The 13,847-nt window shown below is 65.1% G+C and carries 14 protein-coding genes; 13 read left to right on the forward strand and 1 reads right to left on the reverse strand.

Annotated features, from left to right (window positions below; genetic code table 11):
• The first annotated feature begins 59 nt into the window (after positions 1 to 59).
• Positions 60 to 2,153: a M3 family metallopeptidase gene (locus tag NOV74_RS09930; protein WP_257311736.1), complete on the forward strand. Its 2,094-nt coding sequence runs from the start codon at positions 60 to 62 to the stop codon at positions 2,151 to 2,153.
• A 346-nt stretch (positions 2,154 to 2,499) separates the two neighbouring features.
• Here the strand turns inward: NOV74_RS09930 and NOV74_RS09935 are convergent, their stop codons facing one another.
• Positions 2,500 to 3,063, reverse strand: coding sequence for a KdsC family phosphatase (locus NOV74_RS09935; RefSeq protein WP_257311739.1), 564 nt, complete (start codon positions 3,061 to 3,063; stop codon positions 2,500 to 2,502).
• Positions 3,064 to 3,202: 139 nt separating this feature from the next.
• Here NOV74_RS09935 and NOV74_RS09940 point away from each other — a divergent pair, with 139 nt between their 5' ends.
• The 12 genes from NOV74_RS09940 (at position 3,203) to cydB (ending at position 13,809) form a co-directional block, all read left to right on the forward strand.
• A complete protein-coding gene (locus NOV74_RS09940; RefSeq protein WP_257311741.1) occupies positions 3,203 to 3,532 on the forward strand; it encodes an ArsR/SmtB family transcription factor in 330 nt (109 codons plus the stop codon).
• Between the two features lie 50 nt (positions 3,533 to 3,582).
• Positions 3,583 to 4,896 (forward strand): TolC family protein, encoded by a 1,314-nt coding sequence (locus NOV74_RS09945; protein WP_257311742.1) that lies wholly within the window; start codon positions 3,583 to 3,585, stop codon positions 4,894 to 4,896.
• Positions 4,893 to 5,924 (forward strand): efflux RND transporter periplasmic adaptor subunit, encoded by a 1,032-nt coding sequence (locus tag NOV74_RS09950; protein WP_257311744.1) that lies wholly within the window; start codon positions 4,893 to 4,895, stop codon positions 5,922 to 5,924. Before NOV74_RS09945 ends, NOV74_RS09950 begins: the two co-directional genes overlap by 4 nt.
• Positions 5,914 to 9,222 (forward strand): efflux RND transporter permease subunit, encoded by a 3,309-nt coding sequence (locus NOV74_RS09955; protein WP_257311746.1) that lies wholly within the window; start codon positions 5,914 to 5,916, stop codon positions 9,220 to 9,222. The genes NOV74_RS09950 and NOV74_RS09955 overlap by 11 nt, the downstream gene beginning before the upstream one ends.
• A gap of 9 nt (positions 9,223 to 9,231) precedes the next feature.
• The gene (locus NOV74_RS09960; RefSeq protein ID WP_257311748.1) at positions 9,232 to 9,444 is read left to right on the forward strand and encodes a YgaP family membrane protein; all 213 of its coding nucleotides are present in this window, start codon (positions 9,232 to 9,234) and stop codon (positions 9,442 to 9,444) included.
• A complete protein-coding gene (locus tag NOV74_RS09965) occupies positions 9,441 to 9,614 on the forward strand; it encodes a DUF6132 family protein (protein WP_257311750.1) in 174 nt (57 codons plus the stop codon). Before NOV74_RS09960 ends, NOV74_RS09965 begins: the two co-directional genes overlap by 4 nt.
• A 46-nt stretch (positions 9,615 to 9,660) precedes the next feature.
• A complete protein-coding gene (gene trxA / locus NOV74_RS09970) occupies positions 9,661 to 9,984 on the forward strand; it encodes a thioredoxin (protein WP_257311751.1) in 324 nt (107 codons plus the stop codon).
• Positions 9,984 to 10,334 carry a rhodanese-like domain-containing protein gene (locus NOV74_RS09975; RefSeq protein ID WP_257311753.1) on the forward strand — a complete coding sequence of 117 codons (351 nt, stop codon included), beginning with the start codon at positions 9,984 to 9,986 and terminating at the stop codon, positions 10,332 to 10,334. Before trxA ends, NOV74_RS09975 begins: the two co-directional genes overlap by 1 nt.
• 13 nt (positions 10,335 to 10,347) lie before the next feature.
• Positions 10,348 to 10,728 (forward strand): carboxymuconolactone decarboxylase family protein, encoded by a 381-nt coding sequence (locus tag NOV74_RS09980; RefSeq protein ID WP_257311755.1) that lies wholly within the window; start codon positions 10,348 to 10,350, stop codon positions 10,726 to 10,728.
• A 10-nt stretch (positions 10,729 to 10,738) separates the two neighbouring features.
• Entirely contained in the window at positions 10,739 to 11,149 is a 411-nt protein-coding gene (locus NOV74_RS09985) for an OsmC family protein (RefSeq protein WP_257311757.1), read from the forward strand.
• A gap of 269 nt (positions 11,150 to 11,418) precedes the next feature.
• Positions 11,419 to 12,753 carry a cytochrome ubiquinol oxidase subunit I gene (locus NOV74_RS09990; protein WP_257311759.1) on the forward strand — a complete coding sequence of 445 codons (1,335 nt, stop codon included), beginning with the start codon at positions 11,419 to 11,421 and terminating at the stop codon, positions 12,751 to 12,753.
• 9 nt (positions 12,754 to 12,762) lie between these two features.
• A complete protein-coding gene (gene cydB / locus NOV74_RS09995; RefSeq protein ID WP_257311761.1) occupies positions 12,763 to 13,809 on the forward strand; it encodes a cytochrome d ubiquinol oxidase subunit II in 1,047 nt (348 codons plus the stop codon).
• The last annotated feature ends 38 nt before the right edge of the window (positions 13,810 to 13,847 follow it).

Here is a 13,847-nt window from a genome sequence, read left to right on the forward strand (position 1 = left end):
GGAAGCTGCCTGCCTCGTAAGTTGATGGTATGGTCATGAACGACCTTCCAGGAGTCCCCATGCGCACCGCTTCCGTTCTGGCTGCCCTCATGTCCCTGCCTGCCCTCGCCACCGACCCAGTCACGGCCACCAATCCCTTCTTCGCGGAATGGAAGACTCCCTTCGGCGTGCCCCCCTTTGCCGAGATCAGGGAAGACCACTTCCTGCCGGCTTTCCGCGAGGGCATGGTCCGCCAGAAGGCTGAGGTGGCCATCATCGCGGATGCGAAGGAGGCCCCCACCTTCGCCAACACCATCGTGGCGCTGGATCTGTCGGGCCAGTTCATGGACCGGGTGGGTTCGGTGTTCTTCAACCTCACGGGGGCGGAAACCAACCCGAAGCTGCAGGCGGTGAATCGCGAGGTCATGCCGCTGCTCGCCGCCCATCGCGATGACATCCAGCTGAACGCGAAACTCTACGGGCGCGTGAAGGCCGTGTGGGAGGGCCGGGCCGCTCTGAAGCTGGATCCCGATCAGGCCCGGCTGCTGGAACGCACCTACAAGGGCTTCGTCCGGGCTGGCGCGGCGCTGACGCCCGACCAGCAGGTCCGCATGCGCGCCCTCAACGCCGAGCTGTCCAAGCTGGGCGTCGACTTTGGCGATCGCCTGCTCAAGGCCACCAAGGCTTTCCAGCTGGTGGTGGAGAAGCCTGAAGATCTGGCGGGCCTGCCCGAGGGCACCCGCATGGCAGCGGCTGCCGCCGCGAAGAAGGCCGGCAAGGATGGCCAATGGCTGTTCACCTTGGACGGCCCCAGCATCTGGCCCTTCCTGGAGTACGCCCAGAACCGCGAGTTGCGGAAGCGCCTGCTCACGGGCTATCTGGAGCGCTGCAACCAGGGCGGCGACACCGATACCAATGCCATCGTGGCCAAGGTAGCGGCGCTGCGCGTCGAGAAGGCGCAGCTGCTGGGCTACAAGACCTGGGCGGCATTCGTGCTCGAAGAGAACATGGCCAAGGATCCCAAAGGCGTCTACGGCCTGCTGGACCAGATCTGGAAACCCGCGCTGGAGGTCGCCAAGCTGGAACGCGCTGATCTGCAGGCCATGATGGCGAAGGATCTCCCGGGCCAGAAGCTTGAGCCCTGGGACTGGCGCTACTACGCCGAGAAGGTGAAGCAGGCCAAGTACGACTTCGACGAGGAATCGGTGAAGCCCTACTTCGCCATCGACCAGGTGCGTCAGGGCGCCTTCACCGTGGCCGGGAAGCTCTACGGCATCGCCTTCACGGAGCTGAAGGACATGCCCGTCTACCAGAAGGACGTGCGCTGCTTCGAGGTGAAGGAGAAGGATGGCCGACACCTGGGCCTCATCTACGTGGACTACCATCCACGGCCCGGCAAGCGCGGCGGCGCCTGGATGAGCAACTACCGGCAGGCCTGGATCCAGGACGGGAAGCCGATGGATCCCGTGGTGGTGAACGTCTGCAACTTCACGGCTCCGGCGGGCGATCGCCCCGCGCTGCTGACCTCGGACGAGGTGCGGACCCTCTTCCACGAGTTCGGCCACGGCCTCCACGGCCTATTCTACGCGGGCCGGTATCGGGGTACGGCCGGCACGCCCCGGGACTTCGTGGAGCTGCCCAGCCAGGTCATGGAGAACTGGTCCATGGAGCCCGAAGTGCTGAAGCTCTACGCCAGGCACTACAAGACCGGCGAGGTCATCCCCGATGCCCTGGTGGCGAAGATGAAGAAGGCCGGGAAGTTCGGTCAGGGCTTCGCCACCGTGGAATACATGGCGGCCTCCCTGCTGGACATGGACTGGCACACGCTCACCACCACCAAGCCCCAGGACACGGCCGCCTTCGAGAAGGCTTCGCTCGCCAAGTGGGGCCTCATCGCCGAGATCCCGCCCCGCTACCGCAGCCCCTACTTCAACCACATCATGGGCGGTTATGCAGCGGGGTACTACAGCTACATCTGGAGCGCCGTGCTGGACAGCGACGCCTTCCAGGCCTTCAAGGAAAAGGGGAACCTCTTCGATCCCGCCACGGCGGCCAAGTTCCGCACCGAGGTGCTCTCCAAGGGCGGCACGATCGATCCGGCGCAGCTCTACCGAAACTTCCGGGGGCGGGATCCCAAGGTGGGGCCCCTGCTGGAGAAGCGCGGGCTGAAGTAGGGTTTATCTGGGAATTCCGGGGCCCGAAAAGAGGAACACAGAGGACACTGAGCGCCACAGAATGCACAGAGCAAAGCATTGGCCACATGGACCTTTGCGGAAGCTTTGGAATGGGTCGTGGCCCTCACTGCGTCCCCCCCAGGAGACAGCCGCGCTTTCGGAACGATCACCCGCCTTATTCCGTGCCCAAGGCTTAGTTCCGTGGCTTCCGTGACCAGCAGGAACACGAAGGATTGACGGGTTCCTTCAATGGAACCTCCGTAAGCAATTCTCTGTGTCTTCTGTGTACTTCTGTGTTCCTGCTCTCCCGAAATCCCAAGAGAGTCTGAAGTTGTTCGCGAACGCCTCAGTACTTGCCCACGAGTTCGGCCCAGCGCCCCTGGGCCTTCAGGATCCGTTCGGCCACGGCCCGCAGCACGCCTCGACCTCCTGGGGCGGGCACGGTCCAGTGGCAGACGGCTCGCACCTCATCCGCCGCATCGGAGGGGCAGCAGGCCAGGCCCACCCGGCGCAGCAGGGGCAGGTCTGGCAGGTCGTCGCCCAGGTGGGCCACCTGGTCGTAGGTCAGGCCGTACTTGGCGCAAAGCTGGTCCAGCACCGGGAGCTTGTCCAGGTGGCCGACGAAGCAGTCCTCCACGCCCAGGTCCCGGGCGCGGTTCACGGTAGCCCCGGCGTCCAGTCCGGAGATAAAGGCCACGGGGATGCCGGCTCGCTGGAGCCACTTGATGGCGGCCCCGTCCCGCACATGAAAGGCTTTGGTGTGGCCAGGCTCCGCGCCGTAGCGCAGGGCCCCAGTGGTGAGGACCCCGTCGATGTCAGTGCAGAGCAGGCGGATCTTGGCGGCACGCAGGTCCAGGTCGTCCACGGGAATCTCCAGGACCAGCCTACCCCGGAGAATGATGCCGGTCACGATCCGGCCGGGAAGCCGCCAGGAAACAGGAATGTGACCTTGTCGAATGAGCCGATGGGTATAGAGTTTTTGGGGGCTGGTCAATTTCCGGTTGACATGGTTCTGAACGGGATGATCATAGTCGCATGGAGTTGAATCAGTGAATCACCAGCTCAGCAACCCGATGATCGACGAAGTGAGCGGCCTCTTCAGTGCGCTCGGTGATGCCTCCAGGCTGAAGATCCTGCGCTCCCTCCTGGATAGCAAAGGACCCCTGAGCCAGGGCGCCGTTGCGGAAGCCTCCGGCCTGTCCCAGGCCAATGCCTCCAAGCATCTGGCCTGCCTGGTGCGGGTCGGGCTTGTGGCGCGTGAGCCCGAAGGCAATGCCGTCTACTTCACCCCGGTGATGCCCCTGGTGGGCGAACTTTGCGACCTGGTCTGCGGCCATGTGAGCGATCGCGCAAAGATGACCTACAAGGCCCTTAAATGAATGAATGCTTGTATATGTAGTTGCTTTTTTTTGCCTAGGAGTATTCCTTTATGAACATTAAAGCCATCACAGGATTGAGCTTGGTGCTGCTTTCTGGGGGAAGTCTTCTCGCGCAAGATGGCCTGACTCTGGCTGAAAGCATCCGGAAAGCCTGGACAGACCAGGCGGGCCTCCGGGCCGGCCAGGCCATGGTGGAATCCCGCCAAGCGGAGGCGGAGGGGTTCCGGGACCTGCGGTTGCCCAGCCTCACTTTGCAGGCCCAGGGCGTCCGTACCAACGAGCCGATGATGGCCTTCGGCATCAAGCTGAACCAGGCGCGCATCGGCGCGGCGGACTTCAATCCGCAGTCGCTGAACCACCCGGATCCCATCGGCGCCTATGGGGGCTCCGCGGTCATCCAACAGCCGCTCTATGCTGGCGGGCGGATCACCGCCGCCCGCCGGGCCGGCGACTACATGGCCCAGGCCGAGGTCGCCAGCCAGGAGCGTCGGAAGCAGGAGACCGCCCAGGCCGTGGTGGAGGCCTACTTCGGCACCCAGGTGGCCGAGCAGGCCCTCAAGTGGGTGGAGGATTCCAGGACCTGGATCCAGGGCATGGAGGACTTCGTGGGCGCCCGCGTACAGCAGGGCCTGATGCTGGAATCGGAGCTCCAGCGCCTGAAGGCCTTCCACGCGCAGATCGACGCCCAAAAGGCCGACGTCACCAAGCAGATGCGCTCCGCCCGCTCCGGTCTGGGCCTGCTCACCGGCACCGGCCCGGTGGAAGGCCCCCTCGCCACGCCACTCGAACCCACGGAGCCCATGGCGGCCCCAGCGCCTGGCCAGCGGGGTGATCTGCTGGCCGCAGACCTCCAGGCCAAAGCCGCCGGAGAAGGCGCCAAGGCCGCCAGCGGCAGCCTCCGCCCCGAAGTGGGCCTGGAGCTGGGGGCGGGCACCCTTCACCATTCCTGGTCCGAAAAAGGCAATTGGACCTGGGCTGGCGTGGGCCTGAAGTGGAAGGTGTTCTCCGCGCCGGACCGGGCCAAGGCGAGGGCCGCCCGCGCCCAGGAAAACGCCGCCCGCGAGATGCGGACCTTCAAGCAGCAGCAGGCCGAACACGAAGTCCGCGTGGCGAAGGAATCCGTCCTCGCCGCCCAGGCGCGCTATGCCGCGGCGAAGGAATCGCTCGTGGCCGCCGAGGAATCCAAGCGTCTTCGGGAGGCCCGCCACAAGGAGGGCCTCGCGCCCCTCATCGAGGTGCTCGATGCGGAAGCCGCCGTCCAGGGCGCTCACACCCTCATTCTCCAGAGCCTGTTCGAGCTTCGCGTGAGCCGTGCCAGCCTCGATCTGGCCAGCGGCAATCCCATTGAAGGAGTCAAGCCATGAAGACCCTGTTTCCCGCCCTGGCCCTGTCCGGCGCACTCCTCGGGACCCTGGCCTGCGGCCACCAGGAGGCACGCCCGGTCGCGAAGGATCTGCCGAAGGTGGCGGTCTCCCTGGTGGGTCAAGGCGCGCCTGTGGGCGGCGCCTGGGTGGCTGCCACGCTCCAGTCCACGCGCACGGCCATGATGTCCACGCGCATGGCCGCCCAAGTGAAACGCATCCATGTGCAGGAGGGCCAGCGCGTGGCCGCCGGAACCCTGATGCTGTCCCTGGGGGATGAGGATCTGCAGGGCCAGTTGAAGGCCGCGCAGACAGGCCTGGCCACCGTCGAGGCCTACCATCGCCGTATCCAGGCCCTCCAGGCCCAGAAGGCCAGCACCGCCGTGGAACTGGAGCAGGTGGAGGCCCAGGTGGCCCAGGCCCAGGCCGGCGTCTCCTCCCTCAAGGCCAACATCGCCTATACCCAGATCCGCGCGCCGTTCTCCGGTGTGGTGCAATCCCGCAAGGTGAACGAAGGCGACTTCGTCGGGCCGGGCATGCCCCTGCTGGAACTGGTGGGCGACGGCGAACAGGAACTGGTCGCGACCGTGTCAGAGGATGAGGCCAAGGGCCTCAAGACGGGCACGAAGGTAACGTTCGAAGCCGAGGGGACCGAGGGGCAGGCCCAGATCACGGGTCTGGCGCCCGGCGGCGACCCGTACAGTCATAAAGGCACCCTGCGCGCCAAGGTGCTCAAGCCCAAGGGCCTGCGTCAGGGCTCCTTCGCGCGCATCCTGGTGCCCGGCCTGACAGCCCCCCAGGGCCTCTCCGTGCCCCGCAGCGCCCTGGTGCAGCGCGGTGAACTCACCGGCGTGTTCGTCGCCAAGGACGGCCACGCCGAGCTCCGCTGGCTTTCCCTGGGGGAAGGGGAGGGGAGCTTCCTGCCCGTGCGGTCCGGTCTGAAGGACGGCGAGAAGGTCATCGACAACCCCGGCGCGCTCCAGGATGGCCAGCCCATCGATATCTCCAGCGGGGTGAGCCATGGCAAGTGAACTCCGGCTAGGCTTGGCCGGGAAGCTGGCCAAGGGATTCCTCCGCAGCAAGCTGACCCCCCTCATCGTCCTCGCCTCGCTGATGCTGGGTGTCCTTGCCGTGGTGCTGACGCCCCGCGAAGAAGAGCCCCAGATCATCGTGCCGATGGTCGATCTCTACATTCCCTATCCCGGGGCCAGCCCGCAGGAAATCGAAAGCCAGGTCACCAACCCCATGGAACGCCGTCTCTGGGGCATTCCCGGCGTCGAGTACCTCTACAGCATGAGCCGACCAGGCATGGCGCTCATCACCGTGCGGTTCAAGGTCAATGAACCCCAGGAGCCCAGCCTGGTGAAGATCTACCAGGAACTGGCGGCCAATCCCCAGATGCTGCCGCCTGGGGCTATGAAACCCATCATCAAGCTGCAGACCATCGATGACGTGCCTTTCCTCGTGCTCACCCTGCACGGTGAAGGGGAGGGCGCCGCCCAGACGCCCGGCCAGCTCCGCAAGATGGGTGATGTCCTGGCCCGGGAATTGTCAGACGTGCCCAGCACGGCCCAGGTGAAAGTCGTGGGCGGAGCCCGCCGCATGGTCCGCATCGAACCGGATCCCGACCGCCTGCGGGCCATCAACATGTCCATCGGCGAACTCCAACCGGCCCTCCAGGCCGCCGAGGGCCAGCTGCCCGCGGGCGCCCTGGTGAACCATGGCAAACGCACAGAACTTGAGGCCACTGGCTTCGTGCTGCAGGCTTCGGAATTGCGCCGCCTTGTCGTGGGCGTCCGGAACATGCGGCCCGTCTATCTGGCGGATGTCGCCCGGGTGGTGGACGCGCCCGAACCCGAGCCGCCCATGGTCCTCTTCGGGGAGGCCGGTAAGCCGGGTTTCGAGCCCGCCGTGAGCATCACCCTCTCCAAGCGGGCCGGCACCAATGCCACGGCCTTGGCTGAGCAGGTGCTGGCCAAGGTGGAGGCCCTGCGCGGCAGCCTCATTCCACGCGATCTCAAGGTCACTGTCACCCGCAACTATGGGGAGACCGCTGGCGACAAATCCAACGAACTGATCGAGCATCTGCTCATCGCCACCCTCAGCGTCATCGCCCTCATCTTCCTCGCCATGGGCTGGCGCAGCGCCGTGGTGGTGGGCGTGGCCGTGCCAGTCACCCTGGCCCTCACGCTGCTGATCACGTATCTGTTCGGCTACACGCTCAACCGGGTGACGCTGTTCGCGCTCATCTTCTCCATCGGCATCCTGGTGGACGACGCCATCGTGGTGGTGGAGAACATCCACCGGCACATGCATCTCCCCGGGCTGCGGAAGAGCTTCGCCACCGTGGTGATCGAAGCCGTGGACGAGGTGGGCAATCCCACCATCCTGGCCACCTTCGCCGTCATCGCCGCCATCCTGCCCATGGCTTTCGTGCGCGGGCTCATGGGCCCCTACATGCGGCCCATCCCCGTGGGCGCCAGTGTGGCCATGATCTTCAGCCTGATCATCGCCTTCGTCATCAGCCCCTGGGCGAGTCTCATTCTGTTCAAGAAGGAGGCCCATCTCCCGGAGACCGACGAGTCGGGACTCCATCCCGCGACGCCTGACACGGCCTCGCCTGAGCCGACCCACGATTGGCAGGACAAGAACCCCGAGGTGGCGCCAGATTCGAAGCTCTCCGCGCTTTACCGCAAGGTCATCCGGGCCCTGCTGTTCAAGCCGGCGATCCGCTGGAGTTTCTTCGGCGGTGTCGTGGTGCTGCTCATCGGCGCCATGTCCCTGGTGGGTTTCGGCGTGGTGAAGGTCAAGATGCTGCCCTTCGACAACAAGTCGGAGTTCATGGTTCAGCTGGACCTTCCGGCCGGAACCCCGCGCGAGGATGCCCTTGCCGTAGGCCAGGACATCGCCCGCCGCATGCTGAAAGAGCCCACCGTCAAGGATGTGCAGGTCTACGCCGGCGAAGCTGCCCCGTTCACGTTCGTGGGCATGGTGCGGCACAGCTTCCTCCGCCAGGAGGCGGAGATGGTGGATGTCCAGGTGAACCTGGTGCCGAAGGGAGACCGCAAGGAGCAGAGCCACGAGATCGTGGTCCGGCTCCGCCCGGAGTTGGAGAAGATCACGAAGCCTGCCGGGGCCCGCATGAAGCTTGTGGAGATCCCGCCCGGACCGCCGGTCATGGATACCATCGTGGCCGAGGTCTACGGGCCCTCGGAAGCCGAACGCTCCCGTCTCGCGGGGGAGGTGCTCAAGGCTTTCCAGAGCGTGGACGGCATCGTGGACGTGGATTCCAGCCTCAACCCCACCAGTCCCAAGATCAGTCTGGTGCTGGACCGGGAGAAGGCCGCCCTATTCGGAGTGGCCCCAACCCACGTGATCCAGACGCTCTACATGGCTGGCTACGGCTACACCGCCGGCGCCTTCCATGTGCTGCGTGGGTCCAGCCAGGTGCCCGTGGTGCTGCAGCTCGCCTCCGAGAAGCGCCAGAACCTGGCCCAGATTCTCCAGCTCACCGTGCCCGGCCCGCGGGGCATGATCCCGATCAGCCAGCTGGTCACCGTGAAGGAAGGCCGCGAGGAGCCGGTCATCTTCCACAAGAACCTCATGCCCGTGGCCTACGTGTTCTCCGACCTGGCCGGCACCATCGAAAGCCCCGTCTACGCCCTGGCCGCCCTCAACAAGAAGATCGATGCCATGCAGGGCACCGGCGGCGCCAAAGTGGTCCGCCTGGGCCTGGCCCACCCCGAGAACACCGAGAACCTGATCATGAAGTGGGACGGCGAGTGGCACATCACCCTCGAAGTCTTCCGGGATCTCGGCATGGCCTTCGCCGCTGTGCTGGTGCTGATCTTCGTGCTGGTGGTGGGCTGGTTCGAGAGCTTCGAAGTCCCCTGGGTGATCCTGGTGCCGATCCCGCTCTCCCTTATCGGCATCATCCCTGCCCACGGCCTGCTGGGCGCCTTCTTCACGGCCACCAGCATGATCGGCTTCATCGCCGGCGCCGGCATCATCGTCCGCAACAGCATCATCCTCGTGGATTTCATCGAGCTGAAGCTGCGCGAGGGCATGCCTCTGGCCCTGGCGGTGGAGGAAGCAGGCGTGGTGCGGTTCCGACCCATCCTGCTCACCGCGGCGGCCGTGATTGTCGGCTCCCTGGTGATGCTGGCGGATCCCATCTTCCAGGGCCTCGCCATCAGCCTCATGGCCGGTTCCGTGGCAGCTACGCTGCTCTCGGTGCCTTCCATTCCCGTCCTGTACTACCTTATCGCCCGCCGTGGCCGCGCCGCGGAGCTTCAGCGCCAGGCCTCCACCCATACCGTAGATGAATAGGAGTCACTCATGAATGTCGATCGCATCGTCCACACCGTTGCGGGATCTTTCATCCTGCTGAGCCTCGTGCTCGCCCGTTTTCACAACCCGAACTGGATCTGGTTCACGGTCTTCGTGGGCGCCAACCTCCTGCAGAGCGGCCTCACCAACTGGTGCCTGATGTCCATGATCCTGCGCAAGCTCGGTGTGCCCGAAGGCGTCGGCGTGGGGTGTTCCCGGTGAAGGCCACCGCGCTCCGCATCGCCCTGGGCCTTGTCATCGGCGGGGCTCTGGGCTACGGCTGGCACCGCCTGGTGGGGTGCAGCACGGGCACCTGCCCGCTGACCGCCACCCCCCTTCGGGGCATCAGCTACGGCGCTGTCCTGGGCCTCATCTGGGCCCTGGCGAGGTAGGCGGCCCGGCTTTCCTGTCTTTTCCAACCCCGATTTCGGAGTTTCCATGTCCCAAGTGATTCACCTCACCACCGGCGCCTTCGAGAAGGTCGCAACCCTCGGCCAGCTGGTCCTCATCGACTTCTGGGCCCCGTGGTGCGGGCCCTGCCGCATGCAGGGCCCCATCCTCGACGAGGTCGCCAAGGCCAGCGGAGACAAAGCCGTCATCGCGAAGGTCAATGTGGACGAAGAACCCCAGCTGGCCAGCCAGTTTGGTGTCCAGAGCATCCCCACGCTCGTGATCCTCAAGGCAGGGCAGATCCAGCAACGCCTGGTCGGCGTCCAGCAGGCCCAGGTTCTGATCGCGGCTCTTCAGAAGGCAGGGGCCTGATGGCGGACTACTGGATCTACCTGATCCCGTTGGCGGCGGTGGGTTATCTGCTCTGGAGTCGGCGGTCGGCCTCGGCCACGGACGTGAAGGCCCTCCTCGAGCAGGGCGCCCAGATCGTGGATGTGCGCACCAAGGCGGAATTCCGCTCAGCTGCCCATCCGAAGGCGATCAATATTCCCGCGGACCAACTCGAGCAGCGGGCCAAGGAGCTGGATCCCGCCCGTCCGGTGCTGCTCTGCTGCGAAAGCGGCAGCCGCAGTGGCTTCGCCGCCGGCATCCTCAAGCGCAAGGGCTTCAAGAATGTCCACAACCTGGGTTCCTGGCACCGCATCCAATCCTTCTTTCCCTGATCCGGAGCATCCCATGAGCGCGCCCACCGCCCCCACGCCCGACCAGGTGCTTCAGATGATGCAGGGCAAGATGGGTGACACCCTGCCGGAGTGGCCGGGGCGGTTGAAGGAATTGGCGCCCGATCTGCTGGTATCCACGGCCCAGCTTTCCCAGGGCAGCGTTCAGCGGCCTGACAGCACGATCCCCTTGAAATACCGCCATCTGATGGCCGTAGCCGCAGCCCTGGGACGCCGCCAGGCCGGTTGCGCCCGCTCCCAGGCGCACCTGGCCATGCAGGAGGGTGCGACGGCGGAGGAGGTCCTGGACGCCGTTCGCATCGCGCGGCACCTGATGGCCGCCGGTATTCTGGACGCCGCCGCGCCGATCCTCAAGGACCTGGCCGGAACCAAATAGGGGGCCGAACATGGAAGCCAATGTCCGCTGGGAATCCGGCCTGACCTTCGAGGTGGATCAGGAAGGGCACCGGTACTATATCGATGTGCCAGGCGGGGCTGGAGCACCCACGAAGGGACCCCGACCCAAGGGGCTGGTTCTGGCCGGATTGGGCGGCTGCACCGCCATTGATGTGGTGAGCATCCTGGAGAAGATGCGGGTGAAGCTGGATGGCCTCGAAGTGCAAGTGAGCGCCGAAGCCCGCGAGGAACATCCGAAGATCTTCACGGGCATCCACGTTCGCTACGTCTTCCGGGGCAAGGACCTGCCCATGGACAAGCTGGAGCGCGCCGTGAAGCTCTCCGAGGAGACCTACTGTGGCGTGTCCGCCATGCTGCGGCCCACCGTGCCCATCACCTCGGAAATCGTCGTCGTCGGTTAGCGGGGTTATTAAAAAACGGCGGGCCCACCCCGGGCCCGCCTCCCCTACCCCTGAGCCTTGCGGACTCGACGAGCGGTCCGGTGCTGGGATTAAAAGAGAATATGACTAAATAACGATTTAAGACTATAAAAATCTATGTGATCCCCATCACTCCGCAGCTTCTCCTGTCGTGTCAACTCTTTGAGCGGGATCCTCCGCGCCCGGCATGGGATACTGGCCGCGCGCTAGGGCTCCAGAGACACCTCGAGGCATTCATTCCGGGAGAAATCATGGGGGATCCGCTTTTCTGGCACAGGCTTCAGTTCGGGTTCACGGCGACCTATCACTACCTGTTCCCGCAGCTGACCATGGGGCTGGCCCTGGTCATCGTGGTGTTGAAGGCCATGGGTCTCAAGACCGGCGAGGCCCGCTACAACGATGCAGCCCGCTTCTGGATCAAGATCTTCGGCATCAACTTCGCCGTGGGCGTGGTGACGGGCATTCCGCTGGAGTTCCAGTTCGGCACCAACTGGGCGGCCTTTTCGCGCTACTCCGGCGGCATCATCGGTCAGACCCTGGCCATGGAAGGCATGTTCGCCTTCTTCCTGGAGAGCAGCTTCCTGGGGTTGCTGGTCTGGGGCGAGAAAAAGCTCTCGCCGAAGGGCCACTTTGGCGCCGCGCTGGCGCTGTGGATCGGTAGCTGGCTGTCCGGCTACTTCATCATCGCCACCAACGCGTTCATGCAGCATCCCGTGGGTTACACCCATGCCGCCGACGGGAGCCTCCAGCTGGCCAGCTTCTGGGCCTTCCTGCTCAACCCCTGGGCGCTGGGCCAGTACGCCCACAACATGCTCGCCTCCGTGGTAACGGCTGCCTTCGTGGTGGCGGCCATCGGCGCCTACTGGACCCTCAAGGGCATCCATCCCGAACAGGCTCGGCTTAACCTGCGGGCGGGCACCCTCATGGGCCTCCTTTTCAGTGTGCTCGTGGCCTTCCCCACGGGGGACATCTCCGGCAAGCTCGTGGCCAAGTACCAACCGATCACCCTGGCGGCCATGGAGGGTCGTTTCGAGAGCGGCCCTCGCGCCAACCTCACCCTGGTGGGCCAACCCAACGTGGCCCAGCGGCGGATCGAGAATCCCATCCAGCTGCCCGCCGTGCTGAGCTTCATCGCCTATGGCAGCTTCTCCAGCAACGTGAAGGGTCTGCTTGAGTTCCCCGAGGATCAGTGGCCGCAGAACATCGAGCTGCTCTACTACAGTTTCCACATCATGGCGGGACTGGGCACGATCATGATCGCGGTGATGGGACTGGCCGCCCTGCTGCTCTGGAAGAACCGCCTCGACTCGGCGAAACCCATGCTCTGGGTGTTGATGCTGGCCTTCCCCTTCCCGTACATTGCCACGGCCGCGGGTTGGGCGGTGGCCGAGTTCGGCCGCCAGCCTTGGCTCATCTACGGTCTGTTGCGCACGCTCCAGGGCGGCTCCCCCACCGTGAACGCGGGCCAGACTGCCTTCACCACCCTCGGGTTCGCCGGCATCTTCGTGGTGCTGAGTGTCCTGTGGCTCTTCCTCATCGGCCGGGAGATCGCCCACGGCCCCGTCTCCCACGCATCAAAGGCCTAGGAGTCTGCCATGGAAATGCTCTGGTTCTGGCTCGTCTCCGTAATGGTCGCGATCTACGTGGTGATGGACGGCTTCGACTTCGGCGCCGGCATCCTGCACCTGGTTGTGGCCAAGACCAATGACGAGCGCCGCCAAGTGCTGGGTGCCATTGGTCCCTTGTGGGACGGCAACGAGGTCTGGCTGCTGGCGGGCGGTGGCTCGCTGTTCCTGGCCTTCCCCAAGGTGCTGGCCTCGGGCTTCTCGGGGTTCTACCTCGCCATCTGGCTGGTGGTCTGGTGCCTGATGCTCCGGGGCATCTCCATTGAGTTTCGCTCCCACTTGCAGGACGGCCTCTGGCGCCACTTTTGGGATGGCACCTTCGCCTTTTCCAGCGTGCTGCTCCCGATCTTGTTCGGTGCGGCCCTGGGCAATGTCCTGCGGGGTGTGCCCGTCGATGGCACTGGCTACTTCGAAATGGCGCTCTGGACGGACTTCCGGATCGGCAGCCGGCCCGGCATCCTCGACTGGTATACCGTGCTGATCGGTGTGTTCGCCCTGGTGACCGTGGCCGCCCATGGCGCGCTGTTCCTGGCGTGGAAAACCGGGGGCGCCGTGCACGAGCGCTCCCGGGCCGTCGCCTTGAAACTCTGGGGCGCGGTGCTGGTGCTCTGGATGGTGGCAAGCTACGCCACCGCCATGGTCAACCCCGGCATCTTCCACCGCCTGCCTCAGGCACCGCTGGGCTGGGTGGCCTCCATGATCTTCCTCGCGGGTCTGAGCCTGGTGTTCGTGGGTCTCAAGCGGGAACGGTTCCTGCTGGCCTTCCTGGGTTCCGGGGCCTTCATCCTCGGTCTCCTCGCCGCCAGCGCGGCCTGCCTCTATCCCGTGATGCTGAAGTCCACCCTGGACCCGCAGTTCGATCTGACGGCCCTCAACGCCAGCGTGGGCGATCATGGCCTGCGGACAGGCCTGGCATGGTGGCTCATCGGGTTTCCCATCGCCATCGGCTACCTGGCCTTCCTCTTCCACTTCAATCGGGGAAAGGTGAAGGCTGCGGGCGAGGGAGAGGGATACTGACTCAGGTTTCGGCATGGCTCAGGAAAAACGGGCGCCTT

It is taken from the genome of Geothrix fuzhouensis (genome assembly GCF_024609325.1).
In the GTDB taxonomy this organism is placed as follows: Bacteria; Acidobacteriota; Holophagae; order Holophagales; family Holophagaceae; genus Geothrix; species Geothrix fuzhouensis.

What these genes read in the sequence shown, in the direction of transcription:
- NOV74_RS09945 (WP_257311742.1), top strand. Translation starts at nt 3,583, where the DNA reads ATGAACATTAAAGCCATCACAGGATTGAGCTTGGTGCTGCTTTCTGGG.
- NOV74_RS09975 (WP_257311753.1), top strand. Translation starts at nt 9,984, where the DNA reads ATGGCGGACTACTGGATCTACCTGATCCCGTTGGCGGCGGTGGGTTAT.
- NOV74_RS09930 (WP_257311736.1), top strand. Translation starts at nt 60, where the DNA reads ATGCGCACCGCTTCCGTTCTGGCTGCCCTCATGTCCCTGCCTGCCCTC.
- NOV74_RS09950 (WP_257311744.1), top strand. Translation starts at nt 4,893, where the DNA reads ATGAAGACCCTGTTTCCCGCCCTGGCCCTGTCCGGCGCACTCCTCGGG.
- NOV74_RS09980 (WP_257311755.1), top strand. Translation starts at nt 10,348, where the DNA reads ATGAGCGCGCCCACCGCCCCCACGCCCGACCAGGTGCTTCAGATGATG.
- cydB (WP_257311761.1), top strand. Translation starts at nt 12,763, where the DNA reads ATGGAAATGCTCTGGTTCTGGCTCGTCTCCGTAATGGTCGCGATCTAC.
- NOV74_RS09985 (WP_257311757.1), top strand. Translation starts at nt 10,739, where the DNA reads ATGGAAGCCAATGTCCGCTGGGAATCCGGCCTGACCTTCGAGGTGGAT.
- NOV74_RS09990 (WP_257311759.1), top strand. Translation starts at nt 11,419, where the DNA reads ATGGGGGATCCGCTTTTCTGGCACAGGCTTCAGTTCGGGTTCACGGCG.
- NOV74_RS09955 (WP_257311746.1), top strand. Translation starts at nt 5,914, where the DNA reads ATGGCAAGTGAACTCCGGCTAGGCTTGGCCGGGAAGCTGGCCAAGGGA.
- trxA (WP_257311751.1), top strand. Translation starts at nt 9,661, where the DNA reads ATGTCCCAAGTGATTCACCTCACCACCGGCGCCTTCGAGAAGGTCGCA.
- NOV74_RS09960 (WP_257311748.1), top strand. Translation starts at nt 9,232, where the DNA reads ATGAATGTCGATCGCATCGTCCACACCGTTGCGGGATCTTTCATCCTG.